This is a genomic window from Clostridium sp. Marseille-Q5894 (genome assembly GCF_946902305.1).
GTDB lineage: Bacteria > Bacillota_I > Bacilli_A > Erysipelotrichales > Coprobacillaceae > Thomasclavelia.
In genome coordinates this window covers 1-17,978 of record NZ_CAMPPT010000014.1, presented here as the reverse complement: position 1 = coordinate 17,978, position 17,978 = coordinate 1, and the positions used below count along the sequence as shown (strand labels likewise).

General features: G+C 28.7%; 24 protein-coding genes and 1 tRNA gene. 6 read left to right on the top strand and 19 right to left on the bottom strand.

Annotation, left to right across the window (positions count from 1 at the left end; genetic code table 11):
* Window positions 1-17 precede the first annotated feature (17 nt).
* The 8 genes from OC535_RS14375 to OC535_RS14340 all read right to left on the bottom strand — a co-directional run bounded on the left by OC535_RS14375 (window position 18) and on the right by OC535_RS14340 (window position 5,277).
* Complete coding sequence (locus tag OC535_RS14375) at window positions 18-395, bottom strand: hypothetical protein (protein ID WP_498824139.1); 378 nt, start codon at window positions 393-395, stop codon at window positions 18-20.
* A 58-nt stretch (window positions 396-453) separates the two neighbouring features.
* Window positions 454-792 (bottom strand): DUF6618 family protein, encoded by a 339-nt coding sequence (locus OC535_RS14370; protein WP_498823073.1) that lies wholly within the window; start codon window positions 790-792, stop codon window positions 454-456.
* Window positions 793-804: 12 nt separating this feature from the next.
* The gene (locus OC535_RS14365) at window positions 805-1,611 is read right to left on the bottom strand and encodes an ExeA family protein (RefSeq protein ID WP_051592760.1); all 807 of its coding nucleotides are present in this window, start codon (window positions 1,609-1,611) and stop codon (window positions 805-807) included.
* Window positions 1,611-2,909: a TnsB C-terminal domain-containing protein gene (locus OC535_RS14360; protein WP_027089463.1), complete on the bottom strand. Its 1,299-nt coding sequence runs from the start codon at window positions 2,907-2,909 to the stop codon at window positions 1,611-1,613. The genes OC535_RS14365 and OC535_RS14360 overlap by 1 nt, the downstream gene beginning before the upstream one ends.
* A gap of 941 nt (window positions 2,910-3,850) precedes the next feature.
* On the bottom strand, window positions 3,851-3,976 hold the full coding sequence (locus OC535_RS14355; protein WP_498824138.1) for a hypothetical protein: 126 nt from the start codon (window positions 3,974-3,976) through the stop codon (window positions 3,851-3,853).
* 13 nt (window positions 3,977-3,989) lie between these two features.
* Window positions 3,990-4,370, bottom strand: coding sequence for a hypothetical protein (locus OC535_RS14350; protein ID WP_155855614.1), 381 nt, complete (start codon window positions 4,368-4,370; stop codon window positions 3,990-3,992).
* Between the two features lie 324 nt (window positions 4,371-4,694).
* The gene (locus tag OC535_RS14345) at window positions 4,695-5,000 is read right to left on the bottom strand and encodes a hypothetical protein (protein ID WP_498824137.1); all 306 of its coding nucleotides are present in this window, start codon (window positions 4,998-5,000) and stop codon (window positions 4,695-4,697) included.
* Window positions 4,990-5,277, bottom strand: coding sequence for a hypothetical protein (locus tag OC535_RS14340; protein ID WP_227053203.1), 288 nt, complete (start codon window positions 5,275-5,277; stop codon window positions 4,990-4,992). Before OC535_RS14340 ends, OC535_RS14345 begins: the two co-directional genes overlap by 11 nt.
* 352 nt (window positions 5,278-5,629) lie before the next feature.
* On the opposite strand from OC535_RS14340, the gene OC535_RS14335 reads away from it, so the two are divergent.
* The gene (locus OC535_RS14335) at window positions 5,630-5,968 is read left to right on the top strand and encodes a helix-turn-helix domain-containing protein (protein ID WP_024721713.1); all 339 of its coding nucleotides are present in this window, start codon (window positions 5,630-5,632) and stop codon (window positions 5,966-5,968) included.
* A 199-nt stretch (window positions 5,969-6,167) separates the two neighbouring features.
* On the opposite strand, the gene OC535_RS14330 is transcribed toward OC535_RS14335, so the two are convergent.
* The 4 genes from OC535_RS14330 to OC535_RS14315 form a co-directional block, all read right to left on the bottom strand.
* Window positions 6,168-7,037, bottom strand: a complete 870-nt coding sequence (locus OC535_RS14330) for a zinc ribbon domain-containing protein (protein ID WP_498824136.1) — start codon at window positions 7,035-7,037, stop codon at window positions 6,168-6,170.
* 12 nt (window positions 7,038-7,049) lie between these two features.
* Window positions 7,050-7,529, bottom strand: coding sequence for a DUF6568 family protein (locus OC535_RS14325; protein ID WP_498824134.1), 480 nt, complete (start codon window positions 7,527-7,529; stop codon window positions 7,050-7,052).
* A gap of 35 nt (window positions 7,530-7,564) precedes the next feature.
* Window positions 7,565-9,082, bottom strand: a complete 1,518-nt coding sequence (gene gpmI / locus OC535_RS14320) for a 2,3-bisphosphoglycerate-independent phosphoglycerate mutase (RefSeq protein WP_024721710.1) — start codon at window positions 9,080-9,082, stop codon at window positions 7,565-7,567.
* A gap of 107 nt (window positions 9,083-9,189) precedes the next feature.
* The gene (locus tag OC535_RS14315; protein ID WP_024721709.1) at window positions 9,190-9,375 is read right to left on the bottom strand and encodes a LiaF transmembrane domain-containing protein; all 186 of its coding nucleotides are present in this window, start codon (window positions 9,373-9,375) and stop codon (window positions 9,190-9,192) included.
* A gap of 447 nt (window positions 9,376-9,822) precedes the next feature.
* Between OC535_RS14315 and OC535_RS14310 the strand changes: the two genes are divergently transcribed.
* On the top strand, window positions 9,823-10,698 hold the full coding sequence (locus tag OC535_RS14310; protein ID WP_498824133.1) for an SPL family radical SAM protein: 876 nt from the start codon (window positions 9,823-9,825) through the stop codon (window positions 10,696-10,698).
* Between the two features lie 83 nt (window positions 10,699-10,781).
* On the opposite strand, the gene OC535_RS14305 is transcribed toward OC535_RS14310, so the two are convergent.
* From OC535_RS14305 to OC535_RS14275, 7 genes are all read right to left on the bottom strand, one after another.
* Window positions 10,782-11,372 carry a CDP-alcohol phosphatidyltransferase family protein gene (locus tag OC535_RS14305; protein WP_498824132.1) on the bottom strand — a complete coding sequence of 197 codons (591 nt, stop codon included), beginning with the start codon at window positions 11,370-11,372 and terminating at the stop codon, window positions 10,782-10,784.
* A 167-nt stretch (window positions 11,373-11,539) separates the two neighbouring features.
* A complete protein-coding gene (locus tag OC535_RS14300) occupies window positions 11,540-11,971 on the bottom strand; it encodes a GNAT family N-acetyltransferase (protein WP_024721705.1) in 432 nt (143 codons plus the stop codon).
* A 2-nt stretch (window positions 11,972-11,973) separates the two neighbouring features.
* A complete protein-coding gene (locus tag OC535_RS14295; RefSeq protein WP_498824131.1) occupies window positions 11,974-12,867 on the bottom strand; it encodes an alpha/beta fold hydrolase in 894 nt (297 codons plus the stop codon).
* A 122-nt stretch (window positions 12,868-12,989) separates the two neighbouring features.
* Window positions 12,990-14,180 carry an AI-2E family transporter gene (locus OC535_RS14290; RefSeq protein WP_024721703.1) on the bottom strand — a complete coding sequence of 397 codons (1,191 nt, stop codon included), beginning with the start codon at window positions 14,178-14,180 and terminating at the stop codon, window positions 12,990-12,992.
* 71 nt (window positions 14,181-14,251) lie between these two features.
* The gene (locus OC535_RS14285; RefSeq protein ID WP_227053197.1) at window positions 14,252-14,599 is read right to left on the bottom strand and encodes a DUF2085 domain-containing protein; all 348 of its coding nucleotides are present in this window, start codon (window positions 14,597-14,599) and stop codon (window positions 14,252-14,254) included.
* Complete coding sequence (locus OC535_RS14280) at window positions 14,587-14,922, bottom strand: zinc-ribbon domain-containing protein (protein WP_227053196.1); 336 nt, start codon at window positions 14,920-14,922, stop codon at window positions 14,587-14,589. The genes OC535_RS14285 and OC535_RS14280 overlap by 13 nt, the downstream gene beginning before the upstream one ends.
* Window positions 14,923-14,939: 17 nt before the next feature.
* Window positions 14,940-15,677, bottom strand: a complete 738-nt coding sequence (locus tag OC535_RS14275; protein ID WP_024721700.1) for a copper homeostasis protein CutC — start codon at window positions 15,675-15,677, stop codon at window positions 14,940-14,942.
* 189 nt (window positions 15,678-15,866) lie between these two features.
* Between OC535_RS14275 and OC535_RS14270 the strand changes: the two genes are divergently transcribed.
* From OC535_RS14270 to OC535_RS14255, 4 genes are all read left to right on the top strand, one after another.
* Window positions 15,867-15,943 (top strand) — tRNA-Arg (locus OC535_RS14270).
* A 601-nt stretch (window positions 15,944-16,544) separates the two neighbouring features.
* Window positions 16,545-16,691 carry a hypothetical protein gene (locus OC535_RS14265; protein ID WP_498824130.1) on the top strand — a complete coding sequence of 49 codons (147 nt, stop codon included), beginning with the start codon at window positions 16,545-16,547 and terminating at the stop codon, window positions 16,689-16,691.
* A 119-nt stretch (window positions 16,692-16,810) separates the two neighbouring features.
* On the top strand, window positions 16,811-17,089 hold the full coding sequence (locus OC535_RS14260) for a UPF0175 family protein (RefSeq protein WP_498824129.1): 279 nt from the start codon (window positions 16,811-16,813) through the stop codon (window positions 17,087-17,089).
* A 149-nt stretch (window positions 17,090-17,238) separates the two neighbouring features.
* Window positions 17,239-17,586, top strand: coding sequence for a PIN domain-containing protein (locus OC535_RS14255; RefSeq protein ID WP_498824153.1), 348 nt, complete (start codon window positions 17,239-17,241; stop codon window positions 17,584-17,586).
* The last annotated feature ends 392 nt before the right edge of the window (window positions 17,587-17,978 follow it).

Genomic DNA, 17,978 nt, shown 5'->3' with positions numbered 1-17,978 from the left:
TTATTTCCTCCTAAAAATTAAGCTGTTTTTGTTTGCAAAGTTGGCGCATTTGTTGGGGTAATATATAAATTAGTTTCTAATACACTATTAACTGCCATAGCTGGTAGTCCCATAGCACTTGGTTGTCCTGTAAAGAATACAGATTTTTCTAATTCTGGATGTTTGATTTCAAACCATACGGCTTTACCACTTTCTTTAGCTGTTTTATAAGCTTCTACCAAAGTAGTCCAAGCTTCTTCTAATTCAGTAGTGAAATTAGCTAAAAAAGCCAATGCCCCTCCTAAATCTTTTAACCCTTCTACATATGTTTTAAATTCTGTTTGACTTAAATCAGTTGTTTCTAAAGTTTCTGGAGATGGATTCATCTCAGGTGTTAAACTGCAAACTCTCCCCACTTTGCAACTGCAAATTAAAATAATCAGATTTTTATACTTTTTGAATTGTAACCGCAAATTATTTTAACTTGTTATCTGTTAAATAAAAAAAGAATGCAATTATGCATTCTCTTGTTTTTTCATATATCGCTTTTATTCCATATGCTATTTTTAAACTTATTTCAATATCTTCAAATACTTCATATATCGCTTTCATATTCCAATAGACATCTCTTGGATGTGCAAGTTCTACATTTTTTCTAATATCAATAAAATGTATGCACCATTCATTTAATAAATGCTCCATCTGACACCATATTATTTTATCTTTTATTTTTATTGAAAAATCATATACTGGTGTTATTACCAGTCCTTCTATTGTTCCTACACACTTTTCTTCTTGTGAATTTCTATATATAATCCATAATCATTACCCAATCATCAATTCCTTGCTTGCTTTCATTATTAATTCACTATCTATTACATCTTTTTTATAATGCATTCCCAGTATCAGACTCTTGTTTATTAAAAGGTTGAGTATTCTTACAGAAGTATTCATTAATGAATATAGTGTATGATAACATTCTTCTTTGAAAAGATCGCTTCTGCAGTTAACTGATTTGAGTCTTGAGACAACATAGTTTTTGACCTCTTCTTCATTGAAGCCAGTAAATGTATAATTCATATTGATGCGTTGTCTAAATGGTTCAAGTGATTTGAGTCTTAATGTTCTTAAAAATTCATTCTGCCCTACAAATATAAGTGTGCAGTAATCTTTAGAATCATAATCAAAATTCATAAGCATGATGAATTCTCTGAGTACTTCTTTTCTTAAAAACTGTGCCTCATCAACAGCTATGATGACTTCCATCTTGTTTTCTGATGTCAGTCTTTTGAGTTCTTCCTGTATCTGATTGAACATTTGCGATTTCTTCGTTGTTTCTTCCAGACCAAGTGCATCATTAAGCATACGATAAAAATCAATCGCTGTTATAGTTGTCATGCATATATAGATGACGACATAACGATTTGGATTGAGTGATTCAAGTGTCTTTCTTAAACATGTCGTCTTTCCCATTCCTGGACTGCTTAAAAATACACCAATACCCCTTGAACGTATGATAAAATCCAGTCTATTTGTCATCTGATTGAAATCATTCGATGCATAAAGTGTTGAAACTGTTGCATCCTTGGTAAAAGGATTTTTATCCATTCCATAATATGTTGTCATTTCCATCAGTAAATGATCTCCTCTCTTCTTGTTTTTCCATTTTCAACTCTATCTGTTCTCTTTAGGAATACTTTTTTCTTTTGTGATGTATCATAAAGATATGTTCCTTCAAAAGTACGAGGATTATAACGAATAATAACTCGAATCCCTATATAAACAGAAGGAACATCAAATAATACATTCTCTATAAGAACTGTTGAATCTCCATTAACCTTTCTTGTCGTTTCATGAAGAAATACATCATCAAGCCATGAAGAATAATCAGCCGGTGATTTATTGGAAAGTCTTGATACTTCAATATCTCTCATATCATACATATACCTTTCAAATGGTGTATGATTATCGTGTTCATCATCTTTCATGGATGAATGGACCGTTCTGTTGTATTCATTGATCCATTTATTGAGATCATCATTCAATTGATGGAGTGACTGATAATCACTTCCTTTATGTACATCTAAAAATCTCATTTTCATGGTATGAAAAAATCTTTCAATAACAGCTTTTCCCGTTGGAGAATAAGGGGGATTATAGATAATCTTAGTTCCCAATTTTGCTTCTATTTCTTTTGTGCTCTTATTTTTATAGCTGCTTCCATTATCTAAGATAATGACTTTGCTTCTCCCATACCTTAAAACAGCATCATGCCACACTTTTTGAAAGTTGACTGCATTATCATTGAAAAAGAATTCAGCACCAACGATCATCCTTGAATGATTATCAATAATAGCTATCAGATATGTTTTTCGATATTCTCCATTTTTATCAAAAATATAAAATGTATGACATGTATCAGCTTCATATCCATCACATGAATGGGCAAATTCCCAAGCCCTTCTTTCTTTGGTCAGTGTTTTACCCTGTCCGTTTCTTAAACCACTGTTTTTGATATAACGCTGAACCGTATCTACCGAACAGTCTCCTTGATTTAACACACCATCTTCGATCATTTTTTCATAGATCATAACTCCTGTTATTTTAGGATATTCTTTAATGAGATTAGCGATATATTTCTTATGTTCCTCATCAAGTTTCCTGACTCTCCCAAGATCGAGTCTATCTTTAGGCATAAGTCCTTCAAAGCCAAATTTTCTGTAAATATGGAGCCAGTATTTCATTGTCTGTCCAGAAAAGTGGCGTTTTGTACCATCAGGCCATTCAATTTCACTGTTTCCAATGCGCTTGAAATAGGCAGTTATAGAATCATCAGTAAATGTATGTGAAACAACTGGCGCAATCATCGAAAATTTGACCTGTGCTACAAGCTTTCGATACTCATAGCTGTCTGTTTTTTGTATATTCATATTATTTTACCTCCTGATTTGAGTATAGAACAGACAATCATGAAATGACATTGCCAACATATTTATTTGATTATCTTTCAAGAACGATCAGGATATTGATTGAAACAGCTTGCGACTGTTTTGAAAAAGAGTATGAAGAGTCATACCGAAAATATCACTGATGAGACTTTCGTAGTCATAGATCAAATGAATGAAGAAATGCATATGATATTTATTTTTTAAAAAGCTGAATATCCTTAAATAATATGAATATTTTTTTATCCAGCGGTAAAGTGTTGAAACAGATATCTGAAATATATTGACGATTTTTTCAATGGTCAATGAAGAAAACATCTTCAAAGAGAGGACATGAAGTACAAAAAATATGGAATATGATGAATGAGGTATGATAAAAGAAGCAGGCAAAATAGAATGAAAATGACCGTCATTACGGCAGTACATCACAGGGACTTCAAGCATCTGATCATCAATTTGGCCATTATGAAAAGAGATATAATGTCTCTGATAGGACTGATAATATTTGATATTGGAAGATTTACAGACGATGCCGTTATGAGTATGTAAAGATGACAGCTCCAAATGATTGAGACAGTAGAATTCGAAATCGCGGATTTGTGAAAAAGAAGGTTCATTATAGAATTTAATATTTTGAGAATCAAAAGCTGACTTGATATTGAGTATAAAATCCTGTATCATATAATTTGTATCATCAGTATCAACTGACGATTGAAAAGGGACAGTGTTAGAGGGTGAGAAGCTTTAACGGGCTGTTTCTTTTCTTTTTCCTTTCATAATATTGATCGATAGATATCATACACTATTCTGCAAATAAAAAACAGATTAAGGTTGATGCAGTGCAGTTTGAAACGGCATCTTTCTTAATCCGTTTGTTTTTTTTATTTGCAGTTTTTGTATTATTTTTTTTGTAGAGAATTTGCGGTTTAACACTCAGGTACTGATTTAATTGATGGAATTTTAATATATCCTGTAGTTGGTCTTGTTCCAGCAGTAGCTTCTACTGCGTAATTTACCGTTACACCGGCTGTACTCATTGCGATTGCTGACATTTGTATGTCCTCCTTATTTAATTATTAATTTTTCATATTTTACTAGTCTTCTAATATCATTGATTTCTTTATCATCAATCAAACCTAACTGAATTCGTAAATATCCAAATTCATTCATTTTTTCATCAATGATAGTTATAATTGTTTTAATATCATCCATTCCTGATTCATTTGAATTTGCTATTTCAAATTCAAATATTTCATTACATACGTTTTCCAATTGATCAAATGTACTATATTCAGGTACTACAGCATCATTTGTTAAAACAATTGAAACAGCAGGAAACACTGATTGACTATTAGACAATTTTTGATTGGTAATCATTACTTCTGGATAAGCCTCTTTAATTTTTTGACTTACCTGATCATATATTTGCTGCTCATTATCATTCATATATAAAACACCTCCTTCATCACCATATTTACCCTTTTTGAAGTTATCTTTTAACTTCACATACATTGTAAAACATAACTTCCTAAAAGATTCGCTCCCTTAATCAACAACTATTTTTCTAAAATCTCATTCTCTCTATTTTTCATCCGTCGCAAACATGATTATTCATATAAATCTTTTCAAAAGATCTAATAATTTCATCATTTATTATAATAATCTATTAATTCTTTTTACTAAACAAAACCTTAAACATACTTTAATTGAATATATTTATAAATATTTCCAACAATAAAAAGAGATATCTAATTGATATCTCCTTTATAACTACATTTTATTTGTCTGTTCAAACAATTTTTTTAAAATGATATTAGTCTTATTCCTAATCCCACTATCACTATAATAATATTTATTATCCACTTTTTCCATTTTTTCATGTTTATTAATTAAGGCATCATTAAGAATATCAATTTCTTCATGTTTTAAATCACTATCTTTGATAATTTTATCAATTACTAACAAACCATTTTTTATAATTTCTTTCTTTTTAAGATCATTTGATTCTGTTAATTCATTTTGCCAAGGTATATTAAGCTGTAATAAACATCTTAAAATTTCAATATCATTTTTCATAAACGATTTTCTCTACTTTCTTAATGATTCTTCTTAAATCTGAATAATATTTATTTTCACTAATATTTGAATTCTTAAATAATTGCTTTTTAGGAATTTTATTTGAAAAATGATTTAATAAAAATGTAATCTCTTCTTCCGTTAAATTATTTAATATCCCCTGGTAATAATCCAAATAATCTTTTAAAACATTATCAAAATCATTTTCTAATAATTCTTCTTTTTGACTAATCAAAACATACAGCTTAATTTCTGTATCAATAAATTTTGTTTTCATTTCCCTATCCTCTCACTTTCTAATATTATTATAGTAAATTTTATGTAGAAAGATTTACTTTCTTTTTTTATACCTAATCATTAAAACTGTTATTACCTCCCCTTCCATATTAGATAAACTATATCAGTTTTTCTAACAAAATTCTTATACCTATATTTTGCACTATTTTTGATTTTCATGCTTTGACTTACCCCCTCTATAACACCGATAAAACGGTGTTATAATTAAAAAGTTAAATTTTCTTATTTTTTGATAACACAAAATGTGTTAAAAAATAATTTAAAATCACTTTAAGTGTATATTTCGATTTTTCAATAAATATTATCCTATAATACATAAAAGAGGTGATATAGTGTCTAATATAACAGGTGAAAGAATTTCATACTTAAGATGTGAACGCAATTTAACTAGAGATCAGTTATGTAAAATTATTGGTGTAAGCAAAAGAACGATTGTTGCATATGAACAAGGAACAAGAGAACCTAGTATCAAAACTTTACGAGCGCTAATTGAATATTTTAATGTTTCTGCTGATTATATTCTTGGCTATACAAATAAACCACTTAGATTAGATACTATTTGTAAAGAAGAAAAATCTTTTATTCTCCTCCCTAGAACAATCCAGGAATCCCAAGCAAAATATAATTCTATCAATGATTATATTAGTTATATTGCAAGCAAAAGAGATTAATAAAATCAAAAACTTAATTTTTGAAAAATATTATATTTAAGTATAAAAATAAAAGGGGAAGATCTTATCATAAACAAGCATCAATTCTCCTTTTTATTTCATTATAATACAACAAAAAAAGATCTGTTGAGAGTACGAATCATCCTCTTTACAGACCTTTTATTTTATTTTTCCAAATCAAATCTTAAACAAAATTCAATTATATTAAGTTATCTAAATTAGCTTTTGCTTTATACGTTATTTTAAAACGATAACCTTCACTTGCTGCAATTACCCGCATTGATGTTTTAGAATCATTACTAGATGCATTTACACCAATACCATAATTACCTAAACTATTGCCGCGTTCATTAAAATCCTTTTCAAGAGCATTGAATTTATCACCAGCGCTATTAAAACTATTGTACTCTTGATCACCATTTGCTAATGTAATGATTTCTTTAAATAATGGATAACTATCTTCTTTGATCTTTAATGCTTCAAAATCTTTTAGATCAGTAGTATTTTGACTGATAATTACATTATTAGTTTCACCAGATAAATCATAATTAAAATCAATTGTTATCTCATAAGTATCAGCTGTTAATTGATATTCAAGTTCACTATAAACATTATTTTGATCAGTTACGTAAAAATTATAATCTTTATCAATTTTTATTTCACCATATTTATCAGTAATATTTTTTAAATCACTTTCAAGCTTCTCGATTTTTTTTACGTATGTATCACTATTAGTCACTAATTTTTCAAAATCAGATAATGTTCCAAAATAATATTTTATCTGCTCTTTTTTAATATCAACTTCTCCTAATGGTCCTAAAGTAATCGTATTTTCAGGTGTACTAATAGTATTTTCAGATGTTGCTATTTCTTCTAAGAAACTTCCAAATAAGAAGGTTGAAATCATTGGTGAAAAGATCAAGAAAAGCGCTAGAATAATATACATAGTGTTAGGAAAAGCATTTGTTCTTTTCATTGGTTGATAACCTTTTTCTAACCGATTTCCACAATGAGGACATACTTTAGCACTATTAGGAATATTTTTTTTACAATAAGGGCATTGTTTCATTTAATTAATCACCTACTCATATATATTTGACATCCAGGTTTTAAAATCTTCAACATATTTTTCTTTGGCCTGTTCTTTTTTCTTACTATCTTTAATTTCATAGTAATCTTCACTTAAATAAGTATACTCGCTAATTGTTTCACCTTTATTAACTAATTTCAAAGTAGGTGTCCAATTAAAATCTAATTCTTTACGAATATTTTCATAAAAATCTTTTTCTTCTTGTGTAGCATCTTCACTTTTGGCAGCATCTCTAAATGCTTTAATATTTAAATAATAAAGATATGTACCCTCATTTTCTTCTAAATAAGATGTTAAAATTGGTTCAAATTCCCTGCAATCTCCACAATCAGGTCGTCCAATATACAATACAAATAGTTCATTACTACTTAACTTTGTTTGCAATTGATCATATGTTAACTCATGGATTCCTGAAAGTGATGAATCTTTTTCTATATGATTAGTGGATGCTTGCTGGCATCCACTAATCATCAATATACATAAAATTAAGATAAAAAGTTTTTTCATTACTTAATTAAAGATTCTCCAGACATTTCTACAGGAATTTCTAATCCTAATAATTGTAAGATCGTAGGAGCTAAATCCCCAAGCTTACCACCTTCTTTTAATTCTAAATGAGAGTTTGTTAAAATCAAAGGTACTTCATTAGTTGTATGTGCAGTAAATGGATTGTTATCTTCATCTAATAACATTTCACTATTACCATGATCTGCTGTAATTAACATTGTTCCACCTAATTCAAGAACTTTGTCATATACTTCTCCAACGCATTCATCAACTACACTTACAGCTTTTATAGCAGCTGGAATAATTCCTGTATGTCCAACCATATCACAGTTAGCAAAGTTAACGATCACGACATCATGAATATCTTTATCTAATTCTTCAATCAATTTATCCTTTACTTCATAAGCAGACATTTCTGGCTGTAAATCATACGTAGCTACTTTTGGAGAATTTACAAGTACACGTGTAGCTCCCTCGATTTCCTTGTCAACACCACCATCAAAGAAGAATGTAACATGAGCATATTTTTCAGTTTCAGCAATTCTTAATTGTTTTAAGCCTTTTGCTGATAAGTAATCACCTAAAGTATTTGTTAATTCTGGCAATGCAAAAGCAATTGAACCATTTACACTATCAGCATATTTCATCATACATACAAATGTTAAATTTTTAGGAACATTGTTAAAAGTGTAATCATAGAAACCTTCATTAGTCATTACTGTTGATAATTGAATTGCTCGATCCGGTCTAAAGTTAGCAAAGATAATTGAATCCCCATCACAAACTTGACCATCAACATTTTTGTTATAACCTGGAATTACAAATTCATCATATGTTTCTTTAGCATATGAATCTTTTACATACTGTACTGGACAATCAAAATTTTCACCTTTATGATTAACAATTGCATCAAAAGCTAATTCAACACGATCAAATCTCTTATCACGATCCATCGCATAATATCTTCCTGATATAGTTGCAATTTCACCAACACCGATTTCTTCAATTTTATCAGCTAATTCTTTTACAAAATCAGCTCCACTATCAGGTGCTACATCACGCCCATCTAAAAAGGCATGTACATATACTTTATCTAAGCCCTCATTTTTAGCTAATTTTAATAAAGCATAAATATGTTCATTTGATGAGTGAACCCCACCATTTGATAACAATCCCCAAATATGCAATTTAGTATTATTTTCTTTAGCGTTATTAATTGCTTTTAAAAATTCAGTATTTTTATAAAATTCTCCATCTTCAACAGCTTTATTGATTAATGTTAAAGATTGATAAACTGTTCTACCAGCACCAATATTTAAATGTCCAACCTCACTATTTCCCATTTGACCGTCAGGTAATCCTACTGGCATTCCTGAAGCTTTAATTCTAGTTGTTGGATAAATCATCATTAAATCATCTATATTTGGTGTATTAGCAAGTTTTACTGCATTACCATCAATTCTGTCACTTAATCCGTATCCATCTAAGATACATAAAACAATTGGTCTTTTCTTCATCATTTTAATCCTCCGTTTTCATGAATCATTATAACTTGTTTACTTATAATAATCAAATATGAAAGCTTTTAAAAATAAAAAAATTAGTACTTTTTATAATACTAATTTCATTTTTTCTTCTTTTTAGGAGTAGTTATAATATACATTCCAATAAAACACAAGATCAAAGGCCAATATCCTTTAATATAGTAAGCTATTGTAGCTACGATTCCTTGAAAATCTTTAGTCCTGTCCATCGTTAAAATCATTCCTAAAAAAACTAAAATAATCCCCGCATTTTTTCGAAAATCCATTTTCATCACCACTATCATCATAACAAAAATAGTATTACGAATTTGTCGATTAACGAATAGAAAATAACTATTCGTTTCATTATAACTCTTTCCTTCTGGACATCGATTTCAAAAAAGATCATTTGATCCTTTATTTTTTTATTCAGTCCCCAACGTCAAAATACAAACTTGACAACAGATGTCAAGTTTTATTTGTTATAATATAGCTGTAAAATAACTTTGGAGGAAAAATATGGATAAACAGTTTATAAATTTAACGAATAATTATTATTTTTGTTGTAAGAAATTTCAATTAAAAGAATCTGTAAAAAGACAAAAATACATTATTCACAAATCCGAAAAAAACTTTTTTAAATATAATTCATTCATTTCTAATTACGTTGAACAGATATTAGGTTATGTAATCAAAACAGCCTTGAAAAAATTTAATTCATTGAGGATAATCATATGCACTTTAAAAATGTAAAAGGAATTTTGTCTTCATCAAATAATATGAACTTATATCGTGGCTGCTTACATGGCTGTATCTATTGCGACTCCAGAAGTAAATGCTATCATATGGAACATGATTTTGAGGACATTGAAATCAAAGCGAATGCCATTGAGCTATTAGAAAATACTCTTAAACGAAAACGAAAAAAATGTATGTTGAGTACTGGGGCTATGACAGACCCATATATTCCTCTTGAAAATGAAATCAAAAATGTTCGAAAAGCGTTATCACTGGCATATCAGTATGGCTTTGGATTTACTTTAATAACCAAGTCAAACCGTGTACTACGCGATTTAGATTTATTGAAAGCTATTAATGAAAAGACCAAATGTGTCGTACAGATGACATTAACAACTTATGATGAAGATCTATGCAAAAAAATCGAACCAAATGTAAGTACAACCAAAGAACGCGTCATAGCTTTAAAGAAGCTGCATGAAGCAGGAATTCCTACTGTCGTTTGGCTTTGTCCGATCCTTCCTTTTATCAATGATACAGAAGAAAATATTAGAGGTATTTTAGAATATTGTATTGAAGCCAAGGTTTGTGGGATTATCTGTTTTGAAATGGGAGTAACACTTCGTGAAGGTAATCGGGAATATTTTTATAAGCAGTTAGACCGGTTATTTCCACAGATGAAAGAAAAATATATCCGAACTTATGGTATGCAATATCAACTAAGCAGTCCCAATAATCAAAAATTAATGAAATTATTTCATCAATTATGTAAAGATAATGGCATAATGCATGATAATAAACAGATATTTGCTTACTTAAACAAATTTGAAAATAAAAATAATATTCAGTTGAGCTTATTTGATCAACTATAAAATGCAGTACGAATATAAAAACAGTGTGTAATATTTTCTTAAATACACACTGTTTTATTATAATTTTAGTTTTTTATCAGTTTTTAATCTTTCTTTTTTTCTTTAAGTAATTTATCTTTTTCTTTGATCATATAACTTAATTCTTTTCCATATAAAACAAAAGACAATAACATTAAAGCACTGCTAGTAATAATCATAATTGAACTAACTATAGTATCGGGAATATGCAAACCAATCAAGATAATCACAACAACATAAAAATACGCCGTTGCAATCTTTCCCCACCAGGAAGCTCCTTTGATTTTCAAACCATAATCATATAAATATAAACCAACAATTCCTAACATCCCATCTTTTAAAACTATTATGATCAACACAATCCAGGCAAGTGGATAATTGAATAATAAAGTCACTGCAATTGTAAATTGTGTCAATTTATCAGCAATGGGATCAATCAATTTACCAAAATCTGTAACCATATCATATTTTCTTGCAATAAAACCATCAAGAAAATCACTTAATCCAGATAATACTAAAACAAATGCAGCAATTGCATAATGATAGTCATATTCTGATTTAAAATATACATATAAAAATACTGGAATTAATAAAATTCTAAAAAAACATAAACAATTTGGTATATTAAATAAGTTTTCTTTATTTTTCATATCCATAAAAATACCTCTTTTAGCTTATTATAATTCCCTTCTATAATAAGTCAATTTATTTTATAATTTACTAACTACTAATAAACTTATTCGATAAGAATTATTGATTACATATACTTCTATAATCTATGCTGTTAACTAAAATAATATTATATAATAATTTTTATTCTTATTTATAAACTTTTTTGCATCATAATATGAAGACACCATTCATCATAATACGGTTTTCCAAATACTTGATAGCCCATTTTCTCATAAAATTTTTGAGCCTGCTGCTGTGCTGACAATTGAACTGTCAAATATCCTAATTCGCTTGCTTTTTTTTCCAGTTCCTGAACAACTATACGACCAAAACCTTTTTTTCTATAATCTTTGATCGTTGCAATACGACCTAAAATCATTATCTTATCATCTTTAGGATACATTCTTCCTGTTGCAACAGCCTGATTATTTTGATAAACAACTAAATGATAAGCAAAATCATCAATCTCATCAAATTCATTTTCAAAACCTTGTTCTTCAACAAATACACGTTGCCTAATTATTTTTGCATCATTAAAATCAATCTTATCATAACTAATTCTATATTCTAAACATTCTTTCATCTTTAACTCCTTAAAAAATCAATAATTACATCATATACTTTTTGTTTTTCACATTCATTCAATATTTCATGCCGCATGTTATCAAACAACATTGCATTTATGTTCTGATATCCATCATTTTTAAGTAAATCAACAGCTTGATAAAAAGCTTTTTCACTAATAATACAAGGATCTTCACGGCCAGAAATAAATAAAATCGGTAGTTTATCATTAATAGGATAAGTCTTCTTTTGATAAGTCTGTTGCATTAAAGCAAGTAAATTATAAAATCCATTTACCGTAAAGGTAAATGTACATAAAGGATCATCATTATACTCATCGACTACTTTACTATCACTACAGATCCATTCATTCGTTTTTTGATGCCCTTTGTTAAAGGTTTCAAAAGATATCTTTTGCATTAAACGACTGTGATACTTATCACCCTTAATAACCATATAAAGTTTACAAATCGCTTTACCAATACTGCAAAAACGATTATAGCTTGGACTCCCACACACAATCAATCCGTCAATTTCTCGATCATATTTTCTAATATAATTCCTTACTACTAAAGATCCCATTGAATGTCCAAATAGATATAAAGGTAAATTTGGGTATCTATTTTTAATATACTGACTTAACATATAAACATCTTCAACAATAGCTTTCGCACCATCATTATAAAAATAACCTAGATCACTTTTATCTAAAACACTTCTACCATGCCCTCGATGGTCATGAATAATTACAATATATCCATAACTATTCAAGTATTCAATAAAATCTAAATAACGTTCTTTATGTTCACACATCCCATGAACGATTTGAACAATTGCTTTAGGTTTATTACAATCAGAAATAATGACTTCGAGAGCCAAATTATCATATTTTGAATTAATTTTTATTTGTTCCATATCAACACCTAATAAAATCATAACATCCAAAACAGCTCATAATGACTGTTTTGGATAACACTATTAATACTCTAAAAATATAAAATCATCACATTCCATCAATATTAATTTAATATTCTTTTCTATTTCATTTGTTCAATATCTGTTTCCGTTATTTTTAATTTCCGCTTTTTTAAAATCATATTAACAAGTTCACTAGCTAATGAATATAAACATGCCGCGCAAGGTACTGCAATAACCATTCCAAAAATCCCAAAAAAATCACCAAAAACAAAAATCGAAAGAATAACCCAAATTCCTGGTAATCCCACGGAATTACCAACTACTCTAGGATAAATAAAATTATCTTCTAATTGTGATAATATTTGAAAATAAATCATAAACCAAACTGCTGATAATGCGTCTTTTGATAAAATCAAAACCGCTCCGATAAACATAGCTGCAATTGGTCCAAAAAATGGCACAAAAGAAAATAATGCAATGATCGTAGCAATAAGTTCAGGATAAGGAAAGCCAAATAAACGCATTGTTATGTAATATAAAATCCATAAGATAGCTGCTTCTGTCAGCTGTCCACTAATAAAATTAGAAAATACTTCATTAGTTTTATGCGCATATTTAAAAATTATTTTAGTTACATGATATCCACATACTGCTCCAACTACTTTTCTTAATTGTCGTAAAAATGTTTCTTTATCTGCTAATAAATATAATGAGAAAATAAAACCAGTAAATGCAATCCCAAATTTAGATAAAAAATCAGTTGCATTGGCCATTATCCCGCCAGCGCTTTTAGATAAGATATTTAATACTTGCGAAACCATTTCCTGCCAAGGCATATTGATCAATTCCTTGACACTTCCAATATCTTCCATTCTAAAATCAATTCCAAAATAAATAAATATCTCATCTATATTATCAAATATATTTATTAAAAAAGATGAAATATTGCTAATCAATGAAGTTAAACTGCTTATCAAATTAGGAATAACGATACTCGCTATCACTATGATCAACAACAGCATTAATATTAGCGTCAAAATTATTGCTAGAGCTCTTTTTTTTCGATATATAAAACTTTCTTTTTTACATTTCTTTGCAATCAAAGTTTCTATCAGCTTCATTGGTTGATTCAAGATATAAGCAATGACAATACCATAAAATAAATATTTTATAGCTCCTATAAATTCTCCAATAATAGCCCATATACTATTAAGATTGATCAAGAAAAATATTAAAAGTACTGTAAATGCTGCTATGATCATTCCTGGCTTTACTTGTTTTTTTAGATCATCATTAAAAAAATTTCGCATAAATTTCACCTCTGTATTGTCTTATTATAGCATATTAATTTTGTAATAATCTAAAGAATACAAAAATGCAGTTAAAAAACTGCATCATAAATCTTATTACTAAAATAAATTATTCCATGGCCTATTCCAATTCCAAATAACATCCCTGTTATTAATCTCAATAGATTATTACTTGTATACGGTGTCAATAACTGTAAAAAACCATCAACTATCATTGGTACAATTAATAAAAAATAATGTATTTTAGGTTTATGTTTATTTAAATAATACAAAACAAATATTATCCCCAAAACTACCCCACTACAACGATAACATAAAATAAAACAAAAATTACCTATATGTAATGCTCGAGAGGCCATTCCATTACAAATAGGTATTTTACCTATTTGTAATAATCGCTCCAATATTATTTCAACCATTGTAAAAACACATCAGTTTCAACTGGAATATTTTCCATAACTCCTGTAAATTCATTTGTTCTTGAAAAAGAACAGCATGCAAAAATTACCCATATTACCACTCCAGCAATAATTCCATATAAGCACGACTTAGCCCTTTTAGGATATTCTTTATTCCAAACAATGAACAAGACCAATCCAATAATCGGAATAAAGAAACTTAACAGCGCATATCCAAAACTACCTTCATCACCACGACCATTTTGACCACTTATATTTACCCCACATTCAGGACAATATTTAGAATCATTAGGAATTTGTTTCCCGCATTTATTACAAAACATTTTCTCCCCTCCTATAATTAATCACTTATTACTATATCAATTAGCATTTCTACAAGTTCACTACTAACAATATCGTATTCATCTCCATTAAAACTAAAATCAACTTCATCCCTTCTTGTAGTAGGATCTAATCGCCAATCTTTACATGAACTATGCACTTGATCAATTCCTGTATAATCCAAGAATTTTTTAACATTTCCGGCATTAATTCCACTACCAGCTAAAATCTCAATGCTATTACCATAAGCATCATATAAATATTTGATCATTTCTTTACCACGAAGAGCTTTACTTTGCAATCCACTAGTCAAAACACGATCGACACCTAGCGTAATTAAAATATTCATAGATTCATCAATGTCATTAACACAATCGATAGCACGATGAAAAACTGCAGTTTTATGATATGATTTTATAATATTGACCATTTCTCTAGTTTGTGAAATGTTAATATCCCCTTCTTCATTTAGACAGCCAAAAGCAATACCATCAGCTCCATTATCTAATAAAATTTCTGCATCTAATTTCATAACTTCAAAATCTTCATCACTATAACAAAAACCTGCTCCTCGAGGTCTAACCATACAAATAACTTCCAAATCTGTTTTTTCTTTAACTTTTAATAGAGTTGCTAACGATGGTGTTAAACCTCCTAAATGTAATGCACTATTTAACTCAATTCTTTTAGCACCACCATATTGAGCTTGCAATGCATCATAATAGCTACCACAACATACCTCAACTACTTTACCCATAAAATCGCCTCCATAACTTTATTATAGCACTTTTATATTTGTATTGCTTAGAATTTGCTTTTTATTTCTATAAATGTTAAAATTTAAAAGGGTTTTATATAACATATATGTACATCATCTTTTAAGGGCGAAGTAAAGCAAACCTCTTTTGATCGATAACTAGATGAAAATTGAATAGATTTTTAAAATGTCCTCGTACCTCAGCAGGATAGAGGGTCCGCCTCCTAAGCGGAACGTCGCAGGTTCGATTCCTGTCGGGGACGCCATTTTTATTGATTATAAGTGAGAAATTTGTTTTTTCGCTTTTTTGTTTCTGCTAATAAAAATAAAAAATCATGTTAGCAAAAATGAATTTCCCTTGTATTTTTTCTAACAAGGAGTCGAACCGATAGAAGTCATTTTTCTAACATAAAAACGTCATTTCTAACAAACTATATAACGCATTAAAAATAGATTAAGACATTATAAACTATTTAAAATTTAATATTGAGATATATTTAGCCAATCTTTAAATACAGGGATTGGCTTTTTATGTCTTATATATTTTTAATTCAAAGAAAAAAGATGATAAAGAAATGAAAGATGAAATCATCAAAGCACTTGAATTTTATCAAAGATACAAGAATCGCAAACGTACAGGGATGCGAGATAAAGCTGACTAACAAGGAAATATTATCAGATGTTTGGACATTGGAGGATTTTGTCACTCCCCATCTCCACACCTCACCCCCTTTACCAGCTATTTACTAACTCAAAAAGAAATGAATGTTATGTTAAGTAAATATAAGTATTTATATATTAAGAAGTTATATATAAATCGCACATTTGTTGTTAAATGATATTCATTTGAATAAAAATATAAAGGGGTTGAAAGTCATAAAAAAGATATTATTTGCTTTGTTTATTGTTGGATTAGCAATATTTCTAACTTGGGACAATGAAGAAAAACATGCTCAAAAAGAAAGAAACGTTCAGTTGATTGAAGAAAATATTCAGCCATATTTGAGTGATTAAATGTAAAATCATATGATTACTGATTGATTTGCTAAAGAAAAGTTTATATATAATAAATCATAAAAATAGTATAATAGAAATGTAATCAGGTGATAAAAAAAGAAGAAGGAGGCGTTTTTATGACTATGAGAAAAATAGAAATCAATATTCCTGAAGGCATGGTTTCATATATTTCTAAAACAGATGAAGAAGCTGTTTTAAAACAGAATGCAATGATTTTATATCCATATATTCAGGGTAATACAATCTCATATGGCAAGGCTGCTGAATTATTAGGTGTTCATAAATTAGATTTGATAGCTTTATATGGAAAACTAGGAATAGCATATCTACAAGAATCAGTAGAAGAAATTACCTCTGATCTTCAATCAATAAAGAATTTGAGGTCAAATTTATAATGATTATTATTTCTGATACAACACCTATTATTTCTTTGTTAAAGGCTAAATAATTTGATTTGTTAGAAAAACTATTTCATGAAGTTATTATTCCAAAAGCGGTATATAACGAGTTGATTTCAAATGTTAAGTTTCAAAATTAAGCTCAAATCATTAAAGACTGTTCTTATATTTTTGTGGAAGAAGTCATTGATACAAAATCGGTAAATATATTTAGACGTGTTACTGGTTTGGATGCTGGTGAAAGTGAAGCTATCGTTATGGCTGATGAAAAGAAAGCTGACTTGTTATTGATGGATGAACGTAAGGAAAGAATGGTGGCTAAACAGATGGGATTAACAATCACTGGAACAGTAGGAATATTATTACAATCCTTTGATGAAGGATTATTGAATGCAGATGAAATAAGAGAAAGTATAAATAAATTAAAAGAATGTGGAATAAGAATAAGTGATTCATTATATGATCTTGTTTTAGAACATATTCAAGAAAAATAATTCATATGAAAAAATATACAAAATAACCTTTCAAGAAGTTGGATATTTATCCAGCTCTTTTTTCTTTCTAATGAAAAATATTTTTTATCTTTTTCATGGATAGATTTATTGAAATTCGCACCTTAACAATTAATGAAAATTAGATTGTTTTTGTATAGATGAAATGATAGAATTCAATATAAACAAATGAAGTAGTAAGGTGGTTTATATGCTTAATATTGCAATCTGTGATGACGAAGAAACACAAGTCAATATCCATAAAAAATTTGTTAAAATTCAACGATTATGTCACCGCAAAATTCAGCGAAAATGTCACCAGTATTCTCTTTGTTAAAATTATCCTCTATCATGTTATATGAAGGAGGTTTTTTTATTGGACAAAAAAGAAATTG

Excerpts from the sequence above, each read along its gene's own strand:
- OC535_RS14310 (WP_498824133.1), top strand. The coding sequence starts at position 9,823 with ATGCACTTTAAAAATGTAAAAGGAATTTTGTCTTCATCAAATAATATG.
- OC535_RS14365 (WP_051592760.1), bottom strand. The coding sequence starts at position 1,611 with ATGGAAATGACAACATATTATGGAATGGATAAAAATCCTTTTACCAAG.
- OC535_RS14325 (WP_498824134.1), bottom strand. The coding sequence starts at position 7,529 with ATGATTAGTGGATGCCAGCAAGCATCCACTAATCATATAGAAAAAGAT.
- OC535_RS14360 (WP_027089463.1), bottom strand. The coding sequence starts at position 2,909 with ATGAATATACAAAAAACAGACAGCTATGAGTATCGAAAGCTTGTAGCA.
- gpmI (WP_024721710.1), bottom strand. The coding sequence starts at position 9,082 with ATGAAGAAAAGACCAATTGTTTTATGTATCTTAGATGGATACGGATTA.
- OC535_RS14305 (WP_498824132.1), bottom strand. The coding sequence starts at position 11,372 with ATGGATATGAAAAATAAAGAAAACTTATTTAATATACCAAATTGTTTA.
- OC535_RS14355 (WP_498824138.1), bottom strand. The coding sequence starts at position 3,976 with ATGTCAGCAATCGCAATGAGTACAGCCGGTGTAACGGTAAATTACGCA.
- OC535_RS14300 (WP_024721705.1), bottom strand. The coding sequence starts at position 11,971 with ATGAAAGAATGTTTAGAATATAGAATTAGTTATGATAAGATTGATTTT.
- OC535_RS14340 (WP_227053203.1), bottom strand. The coding sequence starts at position 5,277 with ATGAAAACAAAATTTATTGATACAGAAATTAAGCTGTATGTTTTGATT.
- OC535_RS14315 (WP_024721709.1), bottom strand. The coding sequence starts at position 9,375 with ATGGATTTTCGAAAAAATGCGGGGATTATTTTAGTTTTTTTAGGAATG.
- OC535_RS14260 (WP_498824129.1), top strand. The coding sequence starts at position 16,811 with ATGACTATGAGAAAAATAGAAATCAATATTCCTGAAGGCATGGTTTCA.
- OC535_RS14275 (WP_024721700.1), bottom strand. The coding sequence starts at position 15,677 with ATGGGTAAAGTAGTTGAGGTATGTTGTGGTAGCTATTATGATGCATTG.
- OC535_RS14280 (WP_227053196.1), bottom strand. The coding sequence starts at position 14,922 with ATGTTTTGTAATAAATGCGGGAAACAAATTCCTAATGATTCTAAATAT.
- OC535_RS14330 (WP_498824136.1), bottom strand. The coding sequence starts at position 7,037 with ATGAAACAATGCCCTTATTGTAAAAAAAATATTCCTAATAGTGCTAAA.
- OC535_RS14295 (WP_498824131.1), bottom strand. The coding sequence starts at position 12,867 with ATGGAACAAATAAAAATTAATTCAAAATATGATAATTTGGCTCTCGAA.
- OC535_RS14285 (WP_227053197.1), bottom strand. The coding sequence starts at position 14,599 with ATGGTTGAAATAATATTGGAGCGATTATTACAAATAGGTAAAATACCT.
- OC535_RS14350 (WP_155855614.1), bottom strand. The coding sequence starts at position 4,370 with ATGAATGATAATGAGCAGCAAATATATGATCAGGTAAGTCAAAAAATT.
- OC535_RS14290 (WP_024721703.1), bottom strand. The coding sequence starts at position 14,180 with ATGCGAAATTTTTTTAATGATGATCTAAAAAAACAAGTAAAGCCAGGA.
- OC535_RS14345 (WP_498824137.1), bottom strand. The coding sequence starts at position 5,000 with ATGAAAAATGATATTGAAATTTTAAGATGTTTATTACAGCTTAATATA.